16 protein-coding genes and 1 riboswitch are annotated in these 22,519 nt (G+C 44.8%); of the genes, 3 read left to right on the forward strand and 13 right to left on the reverse strand.

Translation table 11 applies throughout. The features are described from left to right. Window positions 1-107 precede the first annotated feature (107 nt). Entirely contained in the window at window positions 108-863 is a 756-nt protein-coding gene (locus MHH86_RS21160; RefSeq protein WP_036676136.1) for a TIGR02206 family membrane protein, read from the forward strand. A 55-nt stretch (window positions 864-918) separates the two neighbouring features. Here the strand turns inward: MHH86_RS21160 and MHH86_RS21165 are convergent, their stop codons facing one another. The 12 genes from MHH86_RS21165 to MHH86_RS21220 form a co-directional block, all read right to left on the reverse strand. Then, entirely contained in the window at window positions 919-1,350 is a 432-nt protein-coding gene (locus MHH86_RS21165) for a peptidylprolyl isomerase (protein WP_036676135.1), read from the reverse strand. 145 nt (window positions 1,351-1,495) lie between these two features. Further along, window positions 1,496-2,830, reverse strand: coding sequence for a diaminopimelate decarboxylase (gene lysA / locus MHH86_RS21170; RefSeq protein ID WP_036676133.1), 1,335 nt, complete (start codon window positions 2,828-2,830; stop codon window positions 1,496-1,498). Window positions 2,831-2,956: 126 nt separating this feature from the next. Next, on the reverse strand, window positions 2,957-4,591 hold the full coding sequence (locus tag MHH86_RS21175; RefSeq protein ID WP_051490917.1) for a spore germination protein: 1,635 nt from the start codon (window positions 4,589-4,591) through the stop codon (window positions 2,957-2,959). A gap of 636 nt (window positions 4,592-5,227) precedes the next feature. Further along, window positions 5,228-5,653 (reverse strand): stage V sporulation protein AB, encoded by a 426-nt coding sequence (locus MHH86_RS21180; protein ID WP_036676132.1) that lies wholly within the window; start codon window positions 5,651-5,653, stop codon window positions 5,228-5,230. Window positions 5,654-5,655: 2 nt separating this feature from the next. After that, a complete protein-coding gene (locus MHH86_RS21185) occupies window positions 5,656-6,312 on the reverse strand; it encodes a stage V sporulation protein AA (protein WP_076316406.1) in 657 nt (218 codons plus the stop codon). Window positions 6,313-6,630: 318 nt separating this feature from the next. After that, complete coding sequence (locus tag MHH86_RS21190) at window positions 6,631-7,509, reverse strand: carbohydrate ABC transporter permease (protein ID WP_036676128.1); 879 nt, start codon at window positions 7,507-7,509, stop codon at window positions 6,631-6,633. A gap of 27 nt (window positions 7,510-7,536) precedes the next feature. Continuing rightward, entirely contained in the window at window positions 7,537-8,427 is an 891-nt protein-coding gene (locus MHH86_RS21195) for an ABC transporter permease subunit (RefSeq protein WP_036676126.1), read from the reverse strand. Window positions 8,428-8,661: 234 nt separating this feature from the next. Beyond that, window positions 8,662-10,380: an extracellular solute-binding protein gene (locus tag MHH86_RS21200; protein WP_076316407.1), complete on the reverse strand. Its 1,719-nt coding sequence runs from the start codon at window positions 10,378-10,380 to the stop codon at window positions 8,662-8,664. 107 nt (window positions 10,381-10,487) lie between these two features. Beyond that, window positions 10,488-12,128 carry a response regulator gene (locus MHH86_RS21205; RefSeq protein WP_038572455.1) on the reverse strand — a complete coding sequence of 547 codons (1,641 nt, stop codon included), beginning with the start codon at window positions 12,126-12,128 and terminating at the stop codon, window positions 10,488-10,490. Between the two features lie 18 nt (window positions 12,129-12,146). After that, window positions 12,147-13,892 (reverse strand): histidine kinase, encoded by a 1,746-nt coding sequence (locus tag MHH86_RS21210; protein WP_038572456.1) that lies wholly within the window; start codon window positions 13,890-13,892, stop codon window positions 12,147-12,149. A gap of 139 nt (window positions 13,893-14,031) precedes the next feature. After that, a complete protein-coding gene (locus MHH86_RS21215; RefSeq protein WP_339809718.1) occupies window positions 14,032-17,484 on the reverse strand; it encodes a glycosyl hydrolase 53 family protein in 3,453 nt (1,150 codons plus the stop codon). Window positions 17,485-17,728: 244 nt separating this feature from the next. Next, window positions 17,729-18,685 carry a DMT family transporter gene (locus tag MHH86_RS21220; RefSeq protein ID WP_036676118.1) on the reverse strand — a complete coding sequence of 319 codons (957 nt, stop codon included), beginning with the start codon at window positions 18,683-18,685 and terminating at the stop codon, window positions 17,729-17,731. Between the two features lie 126 nt (window positions 18,686-18,811). Then, window positions 18,812-18,960: riboswitch (FMN riboswitch) on the reverse strand. Window positions 18,961-19,169: 209 nt separating this feature from the next. Here MHH86_RS21220 and MHH86_RS21225 point away from each other — a divergent pair. Both MHH86_RS21225 and MHH86_RS21230 read left to right on the forward strand, forming a co-directional pair. Further along, entirely contained in the window at window positions 19,170-20,342 is a 1,173-nt protein-coding gene (locus MHH86_RS21225; RefSeq protein WP_036676115.1) for a substrate-binding domain-containing protein, read from the forward strand. Between the two features lie 207 nt (window positions 20,343-20,549). Next, on the forward strand, window positions 20,550-22,052 hold the full coding sequence (locus MHH86_RS21230; protein WP_036676366.1) for an N-acetylmuramoyl-L-alanine amidase family protein: 1,503 nt from the start codon (window positions 20,550-20,552) through the stop codon (window positions 22,050-22,052). Between the two features lie 48 nt (window positions 22,053-22,100). On the opposite strand, the gene MHH86_RS21235 is transcribed toward MHH86_RS21230, so the two are convergent. After that, window positions 22,101-22,505 (reverse strand): VOC family protein, encoded by a 405-nt coding sequence (locus tag MHH86_RS21235; protein ID WP_036676109.1) that lies wholly within the window; start codon window positions 22,503-22,505, stop codon window positions 22,101-22,103. Window positions 22,506-22,519: the final 14 nt, after the last annotated feature.

A 22,519-nucleotide genomic window follows, 5' to 3' on the forward strand; every position in this document is an offset into this window, starting at 1 on the left:
AGAACATATACATATATACCCAATTTATGGATATCTAGAATCAATATTATTAAAATTCTCAAACTTTATTTTTGATGGATGTTTTCACGTTCAAAGGAGGTTTGTCTATGCAGCTTTCATCTTTTTTTGATCGCCAGCACGCGGAGGATTTCATCATGTTCTCATCTTCGCATTGGGTTGCGCTGTCTATCATTACGTTAAGTTGTCTACTGCTCTATGGCTTACGGTTTGAAATTCGTGCAGATTCAAGACTTCGGCAAAGTGTGCGTTTGCTGCTAATCATTCTACTTGTAGTCTCAGAAGCCGGGCTGCAAATGTGGTACATCTCTCAGAACATCTGGCGCTCCAGCTCCTCATTACCGTTCGAGCTCTGTGGAATCACTCTACTGCTGTCTATTATCATGTTAATTTCACGCAGTCGAACCCTTTATTCCTTTCTCTACTTTGCCGGGATCGGCGGAGCATTTATTGCTTTGCTTACCCCTAACCTAGTTTATCCGTTCCCTCATTTCCGCTTTCTCCTGTTTTTTATAGCTCATGGTTCTATTATTCTGGCGTCTCTTTATATGACCTGGATTGAGGGCTACAAGCCGACTTGGAGATCGTTACTCATCACCATGCTTGGCCTCAATATTGTGGCTGCCTGCATCTGGACTGCTAATTACTTCCTAGGCTCAAACTACATGTTCCTATCCCAGAAGCCTAGCACCTATTCCGTATTGGATTATTTTGGACCTTATCCTTATTACCTGCTTGTTGAAGAGCTGTTTGCCTTCACTGTGTTTCTTGCCATGTATTTGATATTCTTCTGGCTGCCAGAACGGCGCAATTCGCGGCGTACACAGGTTAGGCGGATTCTTTAACAACACAAAAAAGCCAGCCCCGATATTCGGAGACTGGCTTTTTAACTATTAAATCTTAAGCTTCGATGATTTCTACCGAAGTCATTTTGTCGCGTCCTTTGAAAGCATCAACAAGATCCATGCCTTCTACTACTTTACCAAACACAGTGTGTACTCCATCCAAGTGTGGTTGTGGAGCGTAGCAGATGTAGAACTGGCTTCCGCCTGTGTTCTTACCCGCATGTGCCATAGCAAGTGTTCCGCGTTCGTGTTTGTTTGGGTTAATTTCGCAGTTGATTGTGTATCCTGGACCGCCAGATCCAGTTCCGTTAGGGCATCCGCCTTGAGCAACGAAACCAGGGATAACACGGTGGAATGTTAATCCGTTGTAGAAACCTTCTTTTGCCAGCTTTTCAAAGTTGGCTACAGTGTTAGGTGCATCTTGATCGAACAAGTCCAGCAGCACTACGCCGCCATTTTCTAGAGTGATTTTCGCTTGCTTTGCCATATGTAAATGACCCCTTTCAAAATTAACAAATTTAGAATACCTCAATTATATTACTATGAAACCACGCACAAAGCAAAGCAAGCAGGAGACTTTCCTGCTTGCTCTGTATGCTGCTCAACCTTACCCACCTTACAGCAGCAGGCTTTTACTTAGCAACAACTGTCTGTTTGGCGATACGCTCTGGAACAATATCGTTGGCAATAAGATCCGTATAGCTTTCACGACGCACTACAAGATCGCTTTGTCCGTTCTGTACGAATACTAAAGCCGGACGGCGAAGACGGTTATAGTTGCTGGCCATGGAGTAATTATACGCACCTGTGCAGGCTACAGCCAACAAATCGCCGCTTTCAGCCTTCGGCAGCTCTACATCCCAGATCAACATATCTCCGCTCTCGCAGCATTTACCAGCGATGGAGACAGTCTCAGTTGCGTCTTCGTTAGCACGGTTAGCAAGCAATGCCTCGTATTTAGACTGATACAAAGCAGGGCGTGGATTATCGGTCATTCCACCATCAACAGCAACGTACTTACGCACGCCAGGAATGTCCTTGTTAGATCCTACAGTGTACAATGTAGTACCTGCATCTCCAACAATACTACGGCCCGGCTCCACCCAAATTTCCGGCAAAGCACTATAAATTCCCGCAAAATGAGTCTTCACTGCATCCGTAATCGCTGCAACATATTCAGAAACATGTAGTGGGGTATCTCCCTCAACATAACGAATGCCGAAACCTCCGCCAAGATTGACTACACGGAAGTCCACTTCCAAGCCTTCTTTAACACTGCGGGCAAAAGTTGCCACACGCTCAACAGCCAGCTGGAAACCATCGGTTTCAAAGATCTGCGAACCAATATGGGAATGCACACCAAGCAGCGTGATATTCTTTTTGCTGACTGCTGCTTTCACTGCTTCATAGGCCGATCCGTTACCGATATCAAAACCGAATTTGGAATCCGTCTGGCCAGTTGCGGTATATTCATGAGTATGCGCTTCTACACCTGGTGTCACCCGCAATAAGATGTTCACATTAACTTCTTTACGTGCGGCAATGGACTGCAAAAGGTTAAGCTCTACCAGATTATCGACTACAAAGCAGCCGATTTTGGCATCAATCGCCATTTCAATCTCTTCAGATGTCTTATTGTTGCCATGAAAATGAATACGTTCTGCCGGGAAGCCAGCTTGCAAAGCTGTATATAGTTCGCCGTCAGATACAACATCCAGTGACAAACCTTCTTCATCAGCCAAACGAACCATTGCCATTACTGAAAACGCTTTGCTTGCGTAAGCTACTTGGAAACCAAGGCCGGAGGCTTTAAAAGCATCCATATATTCCCGGCAACGTTGTCTAACCAATTGCTCGTCCAATATATATAGCGGGGTTCCATATTCCGCTTTCAATTCAGTTACATCACATCCGCCGATCTCCAAATGCCCAGCATCGTTAATGCGGCTAGTACCGTGTAGAAACATTCTTTAGTCCTCCAATTTCTGTGGAATATCAAGGTTCCACCCTGTCTTAGTGTATTCAGTATAACAGACAGTGGGAACTCCATTGAATGGACTAATTTGCAGTAGTTTTGTATTTTCCTACGATTGTTACTCATTCTCTTGAGATGGCGGCATTCTAGTATTGTCTCTGGTTTTGTTAAAAGACGGTCTTTCCTTCGAACTTAGGACCGGTTTACGCAATAGAATTTCACTCATTGCCTTTGCATTAAAGGGTATAAACGGCCACATATATGAGGAGTTATAGGACCGATGAGTGGTTAAGAAGATAGTCAGCAACGTCGTGCCAATCATAAAGCCTGGTACCTGGAACGCCGCTACGGCAATTAATAACACAAGCCTGACTATACGATTCGCCAGACCCAGCTCATAACTCGGAGTCGCGAACATACCGATTGAGGCTACCGCCATATATAGTACTACTTCGTTTACAAACAGACCGCTCTGCACCGCTATATCACCAATCAATATGGCTGCAATCAGACCCATCGCTGAGCCTAAAGGTGTTGGGGTATGCACGGCGGCCATCCGCAGTAAATCAACCCCAAGCTCTACAATCAGAAACTGAGCGAGAATAGGAATTCTCGCTGTCTTTTGCGGCCCGATAAAATCCAGCATAGCAGGCTTTAACTCAGGATGGATAACAAGCAGCATCCATAACGGGAGCAGGAACATGGAGGCGAAGATGCCGATGAAACGGACCCACCGCAGATATGTCCCCATAAAAGGAGTCTGACGATTCTCCTCCGCATGCTGGCAAAGATCAAAAAAGGTGGTCGGAAGAACAATTACAATGGGTGAGGTATCCACGAATAATATGACCCGTCCCTCCAATAAATTGGAGGCAACAACGTCAGGGCGTTCAGAATAACGCACCATAGGATAAGGGTTCCACCCTCCGCCGATAATCGCTTCCTCCAATTGCTTATCCGCCAGTGGAATACCATCGATATCGATGCTGTTGATTTTATCGATGACAGACGTAACCTGTGTTTTATCAACGATATCATCGATGTAAGCCACACAGACATCTGTCCGTGTCCGCCGTCCCACTTGAAACATTTCAAGCTTCAGCCCCGGATCACGTATCCGTCTTCTTACAAGTGAAATATTACTAAGCAGGGTTTCTGTAAAACCATCACGCGCACCACGTACCACCCGATCAATCGAGGGTTCATCAGGACTTCGCATTGGGTAAGATCGAGTATCCATTAGGATAACTTTGTTCTCACCCTCAATAAATAGTGCGCTCATTCCTTTTAATACTTTATCGAAACATTCACTTAATACACTACCCTCTTCAACTTGAATATGAGGGATGTATTCGTTCATAAAGCTACCTAACACACCTGCGGACAAATTTTCTGAAGAAAGGTAGGTTAGTCGTTTCAGAATTTCATCCGTTACATCTTCGTTGGTGAATCCGCTTAAACAGAGTAAAGCTGTCTTATGTCCCCCAAAGGACATTTCTCTAAACGTCACATCAAAACTTGATCCCAGTCCCATCACTTCGGTCAGCGTGTTTTTTGTTTCTTGTAGAGAACCTGGGATATGATCATTGCCTTGCCAATAAATAACGGATTCCTTTAATGAGTTAGAATGCTCACTATCGCGTTTGTCTTGCAGCTTATTTTTCCCTTTGTTCTGAGTCTGCTGCTTCGCCTGCTTCTTCGAAGGCTTCGGTTGAGCTTGAGAACCCTCCCCGGTTCCGGTACCGTTATCTATGCCTCCTGCTGCCTGAGCATTCTGATCCTGTGCCTCATCATCTGATTCCGAATCCTCTGAATCCATACCAAATAACCTGGCAAAAAAACCTTTACTCGGCTCATTGGGCTCCTGATTGCCGAGCTCATCCGATGCTTCTGCATCCTGCTGCCCTGTTCCCTGCTCCGCAGTGGCATCTGCTGCATCCTGCTGCCCTGTTCCCTGCTCCGCAGTGGCTTCCGCATCCTGCTGCCCTGTTCCCTGCTCCGCAGTGGCTTCCGCATCTTGCTGCCCTGTTCCCTGCTCCGCAGTGGCTTCCGCATCCTGCTGCTCTGTTCCCTGCTCTGTAGTCGCTTCTGCATCCTGCTGCTCTGTTCCCTGCTCCGCAGTTGCATCTGCGTCTTGCAGCTCAGTGCCTAATTCGGCTGACGCCTCTGCATCCTGCTGGTCTTGGCTAGTTTCAGATGTTGTAGAATTTTCCGCTGAATCTTCACTTTCCCCGATAGCTGAAGCTCCTACAGGTTCTGTGTGATCTGCAACTAGATCCGCTGCAGTTGTCTTCATTGCTGCAGCAGCTGCAGCATTATCTTCCAGATGGTCATCTTCCGGTGCAGAATCACCGCTGTGAATAAACTTGCTCATTTCATAACCCCCTGTTTACTGTCGGTATACAAACCAGTCGAACAAAGAACCCGCGACCTTCCCACTCACCATCGCCATTAACAGACCGAATAGATAATGTGTCATATTTAAGCGTTTAGCAAGTATCGGCAGCACATTTAATACCTCGGTCAATGCTGCAGCGAGCATCCCGACAAAAATCCCATCAAATAGTCCTACACCAAGTTCAACTAGAGGACCTGAGGTAATCTTCCAATTCCAAAAATCACTAACAGTACCTACTAAAGATCCACCTACCATCGCGCCTTCGTACCAATGAACTTTATCGTAAGAAGAGGTTAATTGCGCCAGACGCGGCACCATATCGAGCACAACAAATAGAGCGATCACTCCGCCGCCTACAGCAATACCACCCGCAATGCCCAGCAGCAAATTTAGTCCCAGTGCTATGGGTGCCGTCATCTTCAGTCCTCCGTATTCTCAGATTCGTTTTCACTTCGGCGCCTCATCTTGCTGTATTCCTCATTGATGACATATTGGTCGATGTTCTTCTGATACAGATACATTTCCACTTCCAGCGGAGTAGGCTCCTCGTTCCACTTCTTTTTAAATAAATGGTTGAAAAAAATGACCATCCCAAACCCGATGCCCAGAGAATAAGCAATCTGAAATATATAGGGATGCTCATCCCGATGACCCGTTAGCATCTCCACAATTCGAATTTGTACCTCCAGCATATTTACATCAGCATGAAAGTTCATAATTGTCAGAGCAGACCCAAAGAAAAGCAGCAGCCACACTAAAACAAACATCGCCACCGAAGGTTTCCGTCTCTCCACCTGACTCTCAATCTGCACAATCGTCCTCCCTTCACCGATCGGTTCAATGTCCGCATTCGGTATAAGTTCATATATCCGGGGGATAACCATCAACAGATCAATCAAAATCAGATTGCCGTCACTTTGCTCCGGCTTCATTAAGAGAATTGTCTCCAACGACTCTTTCAGCTCAGGCTCCGCTATCAAAAAAGCAATATCACCCAATGTGACACCTTTACCCTTGGGAACCATCACCCGATTTTTAAGCTGTATATAGATGGTGGGAGCAGAATGTTGTTTCATCCGCATTCCTCCTAAAGGTTATGGTGAAGCTCAGGTCCAAGATAACGGTAGTATGGGAGTAAAGCCTTATTTTTACTCTTGCTGCTCTGAATCAATTTCCTGAAATACTGAAATGTTGCTTGTTTATAGGTATCAGGAAAGGCCAATCCTTCTTCTGGAAATTAAAAAGAAGACAGCTCAAGGTAATTAACCTTAAGCTGTCTTCTTGTTTCTGCCAATTCATCAGTTAGATCGCAAGTAATCCAACATACCGTGCCTGTTCAATTTCATCCAGAAACGAGATATCCATTCCATTGATAAATGTGGTTGTCATCATTGCTACTCCTTTACAGAACCAAGTGTCATCCCTTTAACAAAATATTTTTGCAGGAAAGGATATACGATCAAAATTGGAGCGGCTCCGATAAATATTTGCGCGGCTCTCACCGTCGTCTGCGAGATCAGCTCCATTTCCTTTGGATTGATGCTCATGGAGCTCATATCCCGTTGAATGATAACCGTCTGCAGGAATGTCGCCAGTGGAAATTGTTTGGAATTATTCAAATACAATAGTCCATCAAACCAGGAGTTCCAATGGAACACCATACTAAACAAGGCAATCGTAGCGATCGATGGTAAAGAAATCGGCAAGTAAATGCTGAACAACGTACGGAAATGTCCGGCTCCGTCTATAAGCGAGGCCTCCTCCAGATCTTTTGGAATACCACGGAAGAAGTTCAGCATCAGAATCACCAAGAACGTATTTACCGCACCTGGCAGAACAAGTACCCAGAAGGAATCCATCAAACCAATCTTTTGAATCACAATGTAAAATGGAATCAATCCGCCGTTGAACACCATACTGAAAACGAACAACCAAGAGTAGACATTACGGCCCTTGAAAGCTGAGTTTTCTTTGGACAACGGATAGGCTGCCAGAAAAGTGATTAAAAGTGTAAGTCCAGTCCCGAGTATGGTTCTTTGTACAGATACCCAGATGGAGTGTAGAAAGATCGGATTGTTTATTGTCTTTTTATAAGCTTCCAGAGAGAATTGCTTTGGCCATAACCCTACCAAATTGGCATCCGCTGCCGACTTCGCACTAAAGGATACAGCCAGCACGTGAATCAAAGGTACAATACACATCAGTGCGAGCAGGATTAGAAAGCAAGTATTAAACACGTTGAATATACGATAACCTCTTGTTTTGTAATACATAAGTTGTCTCCCTCTTCCTTTGGTAGATTAGAAAATGCGATATCCTGCCCACTTCTTAGCCAAACTGTACGAGACGAGAATTAGGATCATGCTAATGGCCGACTTAAACAGTCCGATTGCCGTACCAAATCCCATCTCACCATTCAGAATAGCCGTGCGGTACACGAAGGTATCAATAATATCGCCTTTCTGATAGACCAGTGGATTGTAGAGGTTGAAGATCTGGTCAAACCCTGCGTTCAATACATTTCCGAGAGCCAAGGTACCTACCACCACAACCATTGGCAATAGAGATGGCATTGTGATAAAACGTGTCTGCTTCCAGCGGTTAGCGCCGTCTATTTCAGCAGCCTCATATAATGAAGGATTGATTCCTGCTAGAGCAGCTAGGAAGACGATCGTATTATAACCAAATTCCTTCCACACATCTGTGAGAATAACTGTGAACCGGAACCAGTTGTTATCCCCTAAGAAAAAGATGGGTTTGAAGCCCATGCTGCCTAAGATCTGATTGACAAAACCATCTGTAGCAAGCAAATCCAGCAATATCCCGCCGAGAATAACCCAAGATAAAAAGTGAGGCAAGTAAACCAGCGTCTGAATAGTGCGCTGTATGTATACCTTGCGAATCTCATTTAACAAAATGGCGAACACAAACGGTACAGCCAGATTGAAAATCATTTTTAGAACAGCAATAATCAATGTATTCCAAATGACCTGCATACTGTCATTACGTTCAAATAGATAACGGAAATTGTCCAATCCAACCCATGCCGAGCCTGAAATTTTCAGCCATGGCTTATAATCCTGAAATGCCATCACAATTCCGCCCATTGGAATAAAGCTGAAGATGATCAGGAATATCATCGCCGGCAATAACATCAAGTGAAAAGGCCATGTTTTTTTTAGTGTTCTCATCCTTGGTCCCCCATATCGTGTCAAGTTCTTCTGTAACCATACTCAAATTATAGCAACGCCCGAATTCCTCAAATAGCGAGCAAAACCAATATATATGGTACAAAAGCAATCTCTTTATCACATTGAAAAAAGAGGACTTCAAACGCAAACAGGGACCCTCCCTAAAGCCTAATGCTACGGCTGAAGAGATGGTCCCGTTTACTGCTTTTTACCTAGTTAAACTTAATCCAAACCTTATTTTACGCTGTCATACCATTCGTTAACTTCTTTAGTGATTTGATCGCCACCACCTGATTTCCAGGTTGCTACAAAGGAATCAAATGCATCCAGCGGTTTGTTGCCATAGATGATTTCATTAAACGTTTGGTTCTCAATTTTGTTCAGATAGTCCATCTTCGATTTCATAGTTTCGGTCGTAGGACCTGTGAACATATTCTTAAAGGATTTATCCTCTTGCGCCAGCAGAACTTTGGCAGCCGCAGGGGTATCTTTACCATAATTCACAGCTACGTCCTTCTCCAGTCGGGTTGTTGGCTCTGCGCCATCTGCCAGGTTAAGGAGTGCTTTCATTTGGGCATCCGGGATCCGGGCACCGTCACGAACCAGCATATAACGAACGCTATTCACATAACCGCCAGCAATTTTATCATTTTCGATCATCTTGCCGTTCGCGTCTAGCTCATAGTCGTATCCTGCAAAAAGACCGTTATCCAGTTCACTGCCTGGCGTTGGATTAGCAAAGTTATCGAACAGATAGTTTTGATAAGTAAAGAAGGCTTCTGGATTTTTCATTTTCGTGCTGATCAAAGTTACACCGTTAGTGAATTGTGTGCCATGACGCATAACTTTTCCATCCGGACCCGCTGGAATTTCAATTGGAGCCCATACTGCATCTGGAGAGTTCTTCACGGTATCCTGAAGCGGCCAGCCGCTCATCCAGTAAGGACCCGGGAGAATCCCTGCTGTACCTGCAACTGCTGGTTCGGCAGTTTTGTTCTCATCCCAAAGAGCTGCTTCCTGAGGAATATAACCTTTCGCCAACCATTCCTTCAGTTTTTCTAGCCCTTGCTTCATGCCAGCATTTACCGAGCCGTATTCTAGTTTACCATCAGCATCTAGATTCCATTGCTGTGGCAAGGTTCCGTAAGCACCAAAGATCCAAGAAGGGTCGCCCATCCAAGTGTTCATCGTTGTTTTAAAGCCGATACTAAGTGGAGTTACCTTGTCTGGTGCCAAGCCATCAGGGTTCTGATTCTTGAACGCATCCATCACTTTTTCCAGCTCATCGATCGTCTTCGGTGCTTGCATATTCAGCTTATCCAGCCAATCTTGGCGGATCCACAGAATGTAATCATGGTTATATGCATAATCGAGAACAGGCAGACCCATTCTTTTTCCATCACGGCTGTATTGGTTCCAAACGTTAGGATCCTGTGCCATCGCTTCTTTCCATGTATCTGAAGCATATTTATCAAACAAAGTTCCTACATCAGCATACATGCCGGAATCGATCAAATCCTGTGCAATTGTGTTGTCGGCTGTACCGATGGTTACGACATCAGGCATGTCCTGACCTGAAGACATGGATAAACGCAGCTTCGTACCAAATGAGCCGTTCGTATCTGTGATGGACCAAAGGGACTTAATGTTGATGCCGAATTTTTCTTTAGCCCATTTTGTAGCCACGTTATTCTCAATGCTTTCACCGTTTTTGAATTTAAGCTCAGGGTCCACGCCCCATGCGGTTGTAAATGTCACCTCAGGATCGTATTTATCCTTGTAGGCGTTTTCAGAATTGGAAGCTGTATTTGCAGTCGCTTCACCAGCTGTTTTATCTCCAGCAGTGTCTTTACTATTAGCAGCGTTATTGCCTGAACAGCCCGCAAGGCTACCCGCCAAAAGCATGCTCATACACAGGAGCGGCAGCCATCTTTTTCTCTTCATCGCGCTCATTTTGTTCCCCCTTGGATTCCATAAGTGTTGGTTACAATTTAATTATAGGGAACGATTCTAAGCCCGAATACGTCATTTAAACAAGGTTTCTGCACCTTTCTCAACCTCTATCCGTCCCGGAATTCATTTGGTGTCATATGGTAGTGTTTTTTGAACATCTTACTGAAATATTGCGGATTTTGATATCCAAGCTCAGAGGTGATTTCATAGATTTTTTTATTCGTATTTTTAAGCAGATAAAGTGCCCGTTCCATCCGCATCCGAATAATATAGTCCCCAAGCCCTTCCCCAGTCTCAGCCTTATAAATCTTGGACAAGTAGACAGGATGCAAATATACATGATCGGCAATGGTTTTGACGGACAGCTCATGACCCGAATGGTTTCCTACCAGCTCATGGACCTGCTTGATAATATAACTTTTCGTATTCTGATCGCTTTCGGATAGCTCCTTCTGAAGCTTATCGAGCATATCAAACGCCCATTCTTTAAGCTTATCAAAAGAAACAATAATACTCTGCGTCAACAACGGATCTAAAGCGTATTGGTCAATCTTGGAGATGAACTGGCCACTCTTATGCGCTATATACATAAATGCATTCGTTATCGATAGAAAGACCTCGTACAGATGTTCACTAGAAAACCGTGCATTCTCCATATCCCGGAACACGTCAGCAATTTTTTGCCTTGCTGTATCCCATTGTTTGGATTCCAGCAGATGAATGAGTGTAGGTGGACGATAAAGACATTCGAGCGATTTGATGCTCATCGTCTCCTGATGCTGGCGATCATCCAAAAACAGCACGGAACTGGATTCATCATGTGCTGCCAAATACATCGAGCTAAGGCCGCTTCGATAGGCAGCCGTCATCCCCTCTGGAAAGGTGAACCACTCCGTTACAATCAGTGAAATCTCACCCTTGAGGTAATTGCTTACACTAATTTGGAAATTCGCGATCACCGCTTTTAGGACTTGCTGCCTTGCAGCTTCATAGTTAGCCATTTGCTCCAATCTCTGCTGAACTGCCGGCTTTAATTCAACAAGCAGAATCAAGCAATCATGCGGCGCTTTGCAGAACCAGACATGGAACTGCTCCTTAAAAAGCTCCTCGGCAATGTTACCGATCGCATATTCCATTAGAGAAACCGAATGGTGATCCATGGCGGCATAATGTTTACCAAGCTGAATCAGCAGCATCGCCGCTTCAGCGTCCGGCTGGAAGGAGATTTCATATTCCTTCAGCTTAATGGCCAGCGTCCGCTCGGACAGCACCCTGCCGAGAAGCAATTCGTGCATCAGATTAGCCCGCAAAACACTGTAATCGGCTTTGCGATTATACAGCAGCAAATGATATCTATCATGGGCTTCCCATTCATCTTTCAAAGATTCAATCGCACCGGATACGCTTTTGATAAACTCGTCATCACTTACCGGCTTCAAAATATAATCAAATGCCTGCAGTTGAATAGCTTTTTTCGCATATTGAAAATCGGAATAACCCGTCAATAAAATGGACCGAATATTTGGCCATTTCTCGCCTACGGCTTCTATTAATTGCAGGCCAGTCATTCCTGGCATTGAAATATCAGTAACCATAATATCTATAGCCTGCTGTTCCATAATTTGCAGAGCTTCAGCACCCGATGCCGCTTGATGCACCTGCTTCACCCCGATTTCAGCCCATGGAATAGTACGAGCTAAACTTTCCGTAACATAGGGCTCATCATCAACTAACAACAGCTCTATCATTCTTTCCCCTCCTAGATGTCATTCCATTTCATTGTCTGTGTAGGGCAGCAACCACTGCAGTGTCACCTGTAACCCTCCGAGTGGAGAAGGCGAGATGCGCAAACCAGACGTCTCCCCAAAACGCAGCCGCATTCTCTGATGCACATTCCATAAACCGCAGCCCATTTCTTCATCCATCGCCCTGCTTAGTTTATTTTCCAGTTCTATAATTCCCTCTGGCGTCATTCCCTGACCATCGTCCTCAACCGTAAGCGTCATTTCTCTGCCTACACATGAACCCGTAATCCGCACCAGGCCCTCTTTGGCGATGGGCTCAATTCCATGTATAACCGCATTCTCCACCAGAGGCTGCAGTACGAGCGGCGGAAGCTCTCTTTTGCGCATTTGCGGTGGGATATTGATCTCATAACGAAGTCTGCTCATCCTCATCTTCTGGATCTCCAGATAATGATTCACAAATTCCACCTCTTCAGACAGCGCAACCAAATCACGTTCCTGACGAGTGGTGTATCTGTAATATCGGGACAAATTATGCGACATTCCAACGACCGCACCCATATTATCGAGCTTCGCCATACTTGTAATAAAGGAGAAGCAATTATAGAAAAAATGTGGATTAATCTGTGATTGAAGCTGCTTTAAGCGGGCTTCGCGAACGTGGATTTTCTCCATCAGCACATTCTCGATCAGCATCTGAATCTGTTCTACCATACTGTTAAACCGGCCGGACAGAAAGCTGAATTCATTCTTCCCTTTAATCTCCACTCGCGTAGAATAGTCCCCTTGCTTCAACCGTTGAAAGCCTCCAACCAATAACCTTATAGGTACCTGCACTTGAACATATAACAGATAAGCTACGAGACAGCTCATTAACAACAAAGCACTGATCGCAAAATAAAATAAACGATTAGAGGTCAGGATCGGATGTAAGATTTCAGTTAGCGGCATATAGTCGATCAAATACCAGCCCATTTTGTCCGAATAGACGATATTTACACTGTAGGATTCACCTTCTATTTTGACCGTGCGATTCTCACTAGGTTTCAGTTGGGTCTCTTCCAGCCTGTCTACCAATTCTTTGGCTAACACCTTGTCGGCACTGCGGTTAAAAATAAGTCCTGTTCCCTGCTTATAATAAAAAGGATCTCTTCTGCCATCACTCTTGAATTTATCCAGCATATCTTCTATGTTCCGGCTGTCGAACTCTACCTTCATAATCGTTTTGACTTTTTCCGGAGCGAATTCTGACATAAAAGGTGTAAAAGAAAACCACGAGAATACGAAGCGGTCACCCTCCTGCCCTTCAATCTTCTCCACATGCCAGCCTGACTTCACTTCCCGCTTCAGATCCTCATCTTCGTATAATTTCGCATCATTTTCAGATACCATACGGTGAATGGATGGGGAGTATAAATACAGCTTACTTTTCCAATTGGAGGAGCTTTCTTGAATGCTGATTTTGGTCTGAATCCGTTTGATCAGGTTTATCGTATCCAGATTCAAACGCCCTTTTTCCAGATAAGTATCCTTAAGGCTGAGGATATCAGGATCATGGATCAGCAGAATCGGCCACGAGGACAATAACTCCATATTACTTTCTACCTGATTCTGAAAAAAACTAAGCTGATTATTATTCGAAGTATTTAACTCCGTACGCAGCACATCCGTGGTCGTTTTATTGGAATAGAAGTAAAGGATGGTTATCGGGATCAGCATAATGACCATGATACTCACGATTTTGGTAAATAAATTATATCTATACACGTTCCTTCACTCTCCGGCTCAAATGTCATAGCCCCTATTGTACAAACAATCCCTACTTGCGAAAAGATAAATATCTAAAAAATGTGGTAAAGACAGGCCCTAACTGCCTTTTCGAGCACAGTTATTGCCTGTCTGCCTATTATTGCTGCAAAAGATTGAGTATGATGTAAGCTGCTTCAGCGCGTGTTGTATGGGCTTGCGGGCGGAAATTGCCATCTTCGAATCCATTGATAATCCCAGCCTGCGCAAGCGCTGTTATCCCTTCACTGGCATACATCGAGATCAGGTCTTTATCTTTAAAAGAAATAACGTTCACATCCGTCTGATCGTTCACTTTCTCCACCAACTTAAGCGCACGATACGAAATAGCTGCCATTTCTTCACGGGACAATTTATCATTCGGGCCAAAGGTGCCATCCGCATGTCCTTGTACAACACCCAATTTCCCAGCAGTAATCACAACAGAGCTATACCACGCATCAAGGTTCACATCTTTAAAACTGCCTGTTCCTCTTTCTGCTTTTAGCTCCAGCGCGGACAGCAGCATGCTGACAAATTCAGCGCGTGTAACCTCCCCTTGCGGATTAAAGATCCCGTTTCCTATTCCTTGCACGATCCCTTTAGCCGTCAAGGATTCAATCGCTAACGTGGCCCAATCTGCTGCTTTTAAATCTGTGTACCCCACCTCTGCGTACCCCGCAGCATAAATGCTGAAATGACTTGGATTAAACACAATCTGTTCCGCTGTTGGGTTGTACCGCACAGCTTTGATAACTTCGAGTTTTCCATCAGCAAGTATCGAATAAACAGCAATCCGCTGGCTCTGCTCCCCGAGCTTCAGCTTGTAGTGGAAGGCTACCGATATTGCTCCTTTTTTGAAAACATCGATAGAAGTCCCGTCTACTGACACATGGATGTTATAGGCCGGGTAGTCTTTTGCTCCAGTTGCCAATGGTGAAGGCAAGGTTGGCGTAGCTACCTGAACCAGTGAGAGCGTTAGTTCCTTAGCTCCCGTCTTTATAATTCCTGCACTAGCTTCCGTAGAAACCGTAACAGAGGCCGCACCATATACAATTACTATTTGAGGATGTTTGCCCTGCTCTAGTATAGAACTCAACGGAAGATGAACGACTGCTCCCTTAAGCTCTCCCGTCGATGGCAGAACAGAAATAACCAGTTTTTCATCCGCCGGAAGCGTCGATAGCGCCTTATTGATATCCTCTATACTTAGCGTGATATCAGCTATGCCGGAAATTCCTGCTTGTGCCTTCACCTGAAGTTGTCCTGCCGCTGTATGTTCGACCACTGCTTTATTTGCTGAATTTACAACGCTTGAATCTCTGACCGTGATGACAGGATCAGGATTAACTCCCGTTCCGGGTTCTTCACCAGTGCCAGGATTTCCTCCCGTTCCGGGTTCCCCACCAGTGCCGGGATTATTTCCTCCCGTTCCGGGTTCCTCGCCAGTGTCAGGATTTCCTCCCGTTCCGGGTTCCCCACCAGTGTCGGGATTTCCTCCCGTTCCCGGTTCCTCTTCGCCCCCCTCACCGGCCACCGGGGTTTTGAAGACATTTAATGAAGAGAGTGCATTCCCTGCAAAATCGAACATTGCCTGATTCTCCCAAGCATTTCCTTCGCCTACCTTCCAGCCTACACCTTGCACTGGAATCCAAGCTGGTTCCCAATAGAACAAGCCTGTTCCTTTACCATCGGGTACTTTGGACAATACATTCATTACTGTTTTGACCTCAGCCATTTGACCTGCAACCGTAGCTGGGAAGCCACTGCCGTCTAGCTGATCCTGACGAGCGATGTTATTCTCAAAGTTGTCGCCGTCCTGCAACGTGTAAGGATATGCGGTTTCCGTCACAATCACTTCTTTACCATATCGTTTAGAGATATCGTCCAAGTTAAACTGCAGGCTATCCATCGTTCCGCTCCAATACGGATAAAAGGACGCGCCGATCACGTCATAATCAAGATTCCGCTTCGTTAATTCGTCAAAGAACCAACGAAACATATCATTTTTGCCACCTTCAGCAAGATGGATCATAATTTTGATATCCTGATCTGCACTCTGGCTGTCTCTAACTCCCTTCACTCCACTCTCTAGAAGCGGAACAACCTTCTCAAAAGCATTCTCTTGATCATAGGATTTGCCGTCAGGCCATAACAAGCCACCATTAATCTCATTTCCGATTTGGACCATATCGGGTGAAGCTCCCTTTTCCTTTAGCTCATCCATAACATCTTTGGTATAGTCATATACCGCTTGCTTCAATTCATCATAGGAGTAATCCGCCCATGCTCCCGGCTTGTTTTGCTTTCCGGGGTCAGCCCAGAAATCAGAATAATGGAAATCAAGCAACAGCTTAAACCCTTTGGCTTTGACGCGCTGCGCCATTTCCACAACATGCTCACGGTCATTATAGCCGCCAGCTTCCTGAGGATCATTCCATAAACGTAGCCGAATGTAATTTACACCCCGGCTTTTAAGAATATCCAGCAAATCCTTTTCTACTCCATTGTCGTAATACTTTCCACCGGCATCCTCAATCGCTTCCAGTGTGGAAATGTCCGCACCTTTTATGAACCCGGATTGCAGCACAAGCGGAGTAACCTGAATATCAGCTGTGGGTTGTAGGTCTGTCCCTGCAACTTTCCCCATTACGCTGTAAGTTCCTTCAACCGCGTACTCCGCCTCAGTAAGGTAATCCCAGGTTACAGGCAGCTGTTTGCTTGACCCATCTTCGTATATAGCCGTTACCGCTGATGGCAATAAAGCAGGCACATCCGTAATTGTGCTGACATTTATGCTCTCAAATCCGACAATAGGCGTACTGCTGTCACCTACTACTGTTACCTTCGCCACTGCCTTCTGCACAGTACCTGAGATAGAACCGCTTACTGTAAAGGTTCCGGGACGGGAATACTCTGCTGGCAGGATCACATCCCAAGCAACCTGAGCATCCTCCGTGTCAGAATTGCTATATACCACAGTTACAACACTTGGAAGCTCAGGGGCTTGCCCAATTTCCGTGTCCAACCGTACTGGCAGTACAGTTTGTATTTCACCCTGTGCCGGCTCATGCGGCGCGCTGTCTGCGGGAACACCCCAGACCTTCAGATCATTAATGGCTGCCCATTTTCCGCCGTTGATGCCGGTCAGGTTGACCCTTACATAAGAAACATTCCGCAGCTTGAAAGCATTGTACTGAGTTTGCTCTACACTGCTGCTCTGACTTTTGTCCACAACTGTTGTCCATACCTTATGATCACGTGATACTTCAATCGTATATTGATTAATGTAACTCCATGCATTCCAGATGACGGTTGCACCTGACAAGTCATATGCTCCTAGCAAATCAACTTCCAGCCAATGAGGAAAGCTCCCGTCATTCGCCGTCCAATGTGTGTTCCATTCATCGGAATCTACTGCGTTACCCGCTTCATACCCTGCAAGCTCACTATCGGATATAGCAGGCTTTCCTAGGGCAATATTCTCATCTCCTGCCGCTTGAGCAGACTGCCCAAACGTAAAAGGGGAAATAAGAAAGGTCAGAATCATAAATAATACAAATGATTTCTTCAATGTCTGCTTCCTCCTAAATAATTTAATCATGGATTATGTACTCAGCGGCACAGTCATTTTGTGCACTTCCTAATTGTAAACGCTTTATTAAATCTGCTATATGTTACGTTAGAAACATTTCAGCAGTTTTTGCAGTCGATTTGATCTAAGCAAGGAGTAAAATCACATACAAAAAAAGATGATCCGAAAGCCATACGGCTTCGAATCATCTTTATATAGGTAGAACCATTCCACTACAATCTGCTCAGAGCGTTTGTGGTTTGGACTGTTGATTAGATAAAAAGAATAAAGCGACCCAGATCAAGGCAAATCCGAGAATCTGCGGGATAGTGACCAGCTGTTGGAACACAATCCAGTTGATGATTACTCCCGTCATAGGAAAGCTGAGTTCAGCCAATGTGGCGAAGGAAGCTTTGGTCGTGCTAAGTCCTTTGTAATACAACAACATACTAAGAAGTCCTGGCAGCAAAGCTTGCAGCAATAGATTAACCGCAATAGCTGCCGATGCACCAAACCCGCCATGAATCTGCCACGGGGCACCTTCTAGCGTAGTGATAACGAAAAGTAAAGGAAGCGCAAGGATAAAGCGCAGCGAAGTCACTGTCTCATATTTCATAGAACCGAGCAGATAACGTCCCATGACTGTCGATCCCCCCCACAGTGCAGCTGCTCCCAAGGCCATCAGACTGCTAACCCCAATAAAGTTATTCACATGTCCGAAAGGGATACTCCAGCCAAAGGTCAGCAGATAGGTTCCTACCAGCGCCAACACAATGAGTGGTCCGAAATTTTTTGGCAAACGTTCTTTAAGAATTAAAGCAGCGAGACCGATAGCGAATATTGGCTGAAGCTTTTGCAGCAACAGCACCGCATTCAAATCCCCACTGGAAAGTGCCATCGTAAATAGGATCGTCGCCCCGGCAGAACCTCCCCATGAAACAATCAATAAAGCACCAATCTGGCGAAATCCAATTCCTTTAAGCTCCGCCCGGTGACGCCAAAGAACAGGTGAAGCAGCCAAGAAAAGCACCACATGCTCCAGAAGAACAATTTGCGATGAGGTCAAAGATTTTAACAGGATGATACGAAAGAGCGGATCAACGCCCCATAATGCTGCACCAATCACAACGAGCCAAAATCCACTGCGTAGCGCTGATGTACTGCCAACCTTAGATGATGATGAAGCTGTAACATTACTCATAATTTCATTCTCCTTGTCGATACAAACCCTCGATAAGAGACCAAAAACCCCCGAATTACCAAAAAGGTAAACTCGGGGGCATTATCAATAAAGACGTACAAGGATAGACTCCTAGCGTCTTTATCTTATGATCCTCTCCCATCCGGACTTTACCGTCGGCTCTGGATTTACACCAGATCAGTCACTTCTCTGCAAGCAGAACAAGTGAGTCGCGGGCTCAGTTCGCTTTGAACATTACCGCCGGTCGGGAATTTCACCCTACCCCGAGAATCTTGTATTCCGTTGTTTTTTTCACAATCTCAGAATAAACCTCTTCTCGCCATTCGTCCAGTACTTTATGAAAATGTACACATTACTTTCATGTTTCGCAGCATTTTATTACATGTTTGTTCGTAATTGTCCTACTGCTTCATCCAAAAAACTTCTGTATAATGAAATTATGTTGATTTTTCCATAGTTTAGTAATCATGTCGAGGAGGTTGTTATGAAAGAAGCATTCTGGACGAAGTTATTGTTCTCCATCTTTGCCGTTGGAGGAATAGCCTTTTTAGGATTCATAGGTGCTATAATTACTGCGCTTTACGGAGGACTGCTGTTTTATACCCCACTTGTGGCGATCTTAGCAATCGTATTAGCCATCTATGTTGTACTCATCATATTTAATGTGTTGTCCCGAAGAACAAGCAATATTGTATTGTTATCTATCCTCGGACTTAGTCTGCTCGCGACCGCAGGATATGAGATCAAGCAAGCGTACGTCAACAGAATTGCCATGGTCGATGATCGGGAGGTTAATCTGCTACAGTATGAACCCTTTGCTGAGAAGACCAAAGCAGTGAATCTGGACGAACCTTCTTCCTATCATATCGATAGCGATCTTCCAAGATTGGACGGCGCAACCGCACTTTATCCACTGTATTCAGCTTTCGTTCAAACTACTTATCCTGAGGGTTATTATAATCCGTATGATTTTCAAGCAAGTCAAGTAATTTGCAGCAGCACACCTGAAGCTTACAAGAGATTAATTGAAGGAGAAACCGATATTATATTTGTAGCGGCTCCGTCAATTGCACAACAAAAAGAAGCTAAGCGCAAAGGTGTCGAACTGAAGCTAACGCCGATCGGCCGCGAGGCCTTCGTATTTTTTGTAAACAAACGAAACGACGTAACCGGACTTTCCACCGCTCAACTTAAAGATATTTACGCAGGCAAGATCACAAATTGGAAAGATGTAGGCGGAGCTAATAACCGAATCCGTGCTTTTCAACGACCTGAAGATAGCGGAAGCCAGACGATGTTGCAAAAGTTTATGAAGGACACTCCACTCATGAAGCCGCCTCAAGAAGACGTAGCGGATATTATGAGCGGTATCATTCAACAAACCTCCAGCTATCGCAACTATAAAAATGCACTGGGCTACAGCTTCTTATTTTACGCCTCAGAAATGAATCGAAACGGGGAAATAGCCCTGCTGGCCATCGATGGTATTCAACCAGACAAGGAAAGTATTCGTAGTGGACAGTACCCTTTGGCAACAGAATTTTATGCAGTGACCGCGGGAAGCGACAACCCTAATATTCAGCCCTTTCTGGATTGGATTCAATCTTCTCAAGGTCAGAAATTGGTAGAGAAAACAGGTTATACATCGTTAAAATAAAATCCCTCTATCAAATGAGAGCTATCCCAAATGTTTGGGAAGGCTCTTTTTCTATTTTTATACCGAAAATTTTCCTTTTTATTTGTTGTAGAGCGCAACTTTTGGAAACTATTGTCGTTTATACTTTATACGAGCCTTAAACGGCATCAAAGGAAGAAAAAGTAAGAATTGCTAGAGACCAATAAACGGGGATGGTAGGGATTGCAGATGAAAAAGTTTGGTTTTTTGGCGTTACTGCTGCTTTTGTTGGTGCTGGTTCATCCAGGAACTGGTTATGCCGGCTCTGCGGAAACACACATCAACCTAGACGGCAACGATCTTAAGATTTCAAAAGAAGCACAGGTACAAATTGTAAATGGCAGTGTAATGGTTCCTCTTCGTGTTGTTGCGGAACAGCTTGGTTATACCGTGAAATGGGATAATGTGGCCAAGACGGCGATCATTGAGCAAAAGGGAACTACTTTAAAGCTGATCGTGGATAATACGATGGCAGAAGCTTCAGGGAAACAAGTCAAACTGGACAACCCTCCGTTTCTCAGTGGCAGCACAACCCTTGTTCCTTTAAGATTTGTTGGGGAACAGACAGGAACTACTGTCGGTTGGGACAATGTAACCAAAACCGTATATTTAACCTCTCCAGTACCTGAGATTGGGGGAAGCGATCCGGAAATTACGGTTCCACAACCCACTCCAACAGCACCTTCAGACAACGGATCAAACGGGAATACAGCAACTGAAGGGAATAGCTCAGTAGCTACAGTCACCAATCTTAGCTTCATCGACAACCAGCTGGTTATTGCAGTGAACGGCAGTATAAAACCTACCGTGTTCACTATGACAGACAAAGACCGAATTGTCGTGGATTTACCGAATACTGGCTTTGGAACCGACTTCCATCAGAATCTGTCCGTAGGAAAGAACCAAAGCGGACAGTTAACGGTTACCGACTATCCTAATGTTACTGCCGTTCGCTATTCATTGTTCAGCAGTTCCCCATCGACCATTCGGATCGTCATTGATCTAAACAGCGCTAATAGCTACAGTCTGATAAATGCTAACGATGGACTTATTATTGTGGATCTAAATGGGACTAGCGTTACGCTTCCTGAAACCACCTTACCAGAAGTACCGGTTACAACTCCTCCACCTTCTACCGGCAACACAGACAAGAAGATAATCGTCATTGATGCAGGACATGGTGGGAAAGATCCAGGGAGTTCAAGTGTTAACAAGCTTAAAGAGAAAGATTTCACCTTGCCGACAGCACTGAAAATTGCAGAATTACTAAAGAAAGAACCAAATATCGAGGTTATACTCACGCGCAGTGGCGATACATACCCAACTCTACAGGACAGATCTAACCTCGCCAACAATGTAAAAGCCGATCTATTTATCTCTGTTCATGCCAATAGTATTCCGGCGGGCAGTAAAAGTAATCCTAGTGGCACAGAGACCTATTACACACGTAATGATAGCTTATTATTCGCTCAAACCGTTCACAAATACCTCGCAGTTGCTACAGGACTGCAGGACCGAGGGGTTCGTCAAGCTAACTATCATGTAACAAGAGAAACCAAAATGCCTGCAATATTATTAGAATGTGGTTACTTAAGCAATACCAAGGATGAAGCATTACTCTTTACCCCGGACATCCAGAATAAAATAGCCGAAGCAGTAGTTTTAGGAATCAAAGAATATTTAGGTCGTTAAAAAAATGGGTGTCCCATTAGCCGTTTAGGCTGATAGGACACCCATCTTTTATTCGGTAGCAGTGTTCCAAACACTCATTCGTTCCCGCAGATTCGAGGTATGCAGCTCTAGCTGTATACCATCTGGATCTAGAAAATTGACCGTCCAGCCTATACCCCGTTTGATTGGCCCTCTAATTATGAGCACATTCTGGGTTTGCAATCCTTGGACGGCTTCCTCAAAATGTTCCTCTGCAATACTAAAAGCGATATGGTCTACCCCAACCCCTTTATCTGCAATCGCCATATAATCAGACTTTTCAAGAAGACATATCCAGGCACTTCCCCATTCCAGATAAGCATCAGTTTTACCTCTATGAACTAGCTGAAGGCCCAGAATTCCTGTGTAGAAATTCAGGGAATTTGCTAAATTACTGACATTTACGGTCACATGGTTAAAGCCTTCTACCTGCATTTTTATTCAGCCTC

The sequence above is a fragment of the Paenibacillus sp. FSL F4-0097 genome (genome assembly GCF_038593125.1).
Taxonomy (GTDB): domain Bacteria; phylum Bacillota; class Bacilli; order Paenibacillales; family Paenibacillaceae; genus Paenibacillus_AQ; species Paenibacillus_AQ odorifer.

Coding starts and splice junctions, on each gene's coding strand:
- MHH86_RS21160 (WP_036676136.1), top strand. CDS start 108: ATGCAGCTTTCATCTTTTTTTGATCGCCAGCACGCGGAGGATTTCATC.
- MHH86_RS21165 (WP_036676135.1), bottom strand. CDS start 1,350: ATGGCAAAGCAAGCGAAAATCACTCTAGAAAATGGCGGCGTAGTGCTG.
- lysA (WP_036676133.1), bottom strand. CDS start 2,830: ATGTTTCTACACGGTACTAGCCGCATTAACGATGCTGGGCATTTGGAG.
- MHH86_RS21180 (WP_036676132.1), bottom strand. CDS start 5,653: ATGACGGCACCCATAGCACTGGGACTAAATTTGCTGCTGGGCATTGCG.
- MHH86_RS21185 (WP_076316406.1), bottom strand. CDS start 6,312: ATGAAACAACATTCTGCTCCCACCATCTATATACAGCTTAAAAATCGG.
- MHH86_RS21190 (WP_036676128.1), bottom strand. CDS start 7,509: ATGTATTACAAAACAAGAGGTTATCGTATATTCAACGTGTTTAATACT.
- MHH86_RS21195 (WP_036676126.1), bottom strand. CDS start 8,427: ATGAGAACACTAAAAAAAACATGGCCTTTTCACTTGATGTTATTGCCG.
- MHH86_RS21200 (WP_076316407.1), bottom strand. CDS start 10,380: ATGAGCGCGATGAAGAGAAAAAGATGGCTGCCGCTCCTGTGTATGAGC.
- MHH86_RS21205 (WP_038572455.1), bottom strand. CDS start 12,128: ATGATAGAGCTGTTGTTAGTTGATGATGAGCCCTATGTTACGGAAAGT.
- MHH86_RS21220 (WP_036676118.1), bottom strand. CDS start 18,685: ATGAGTAATGTTACAGCTTCATCATCATCTAAGGTTGGCAGTACATCA.
- MHH86_RS21225 (WP_036676115.1), top strand. CDS start 19,170: ATGAAAGAAGCATTCTGGACGAAGTTATTGTTCTCCATCTTTGCCGTT.
- MHH86_RS21230 (WP_036676366.1), top strand. CDS start 20,550: ATGAAAAAGTTTGGTTTTTTGGCGTTACTGCTGCTTTTGTTGGTGCTG.
- MHH86_RS21235 (WP_036676109.1), bottom strand. CDS start 22,505: ATGCAGGTAGAAGGCTTTAACCATGTGACCGTAAATGTCAGTAATTTA.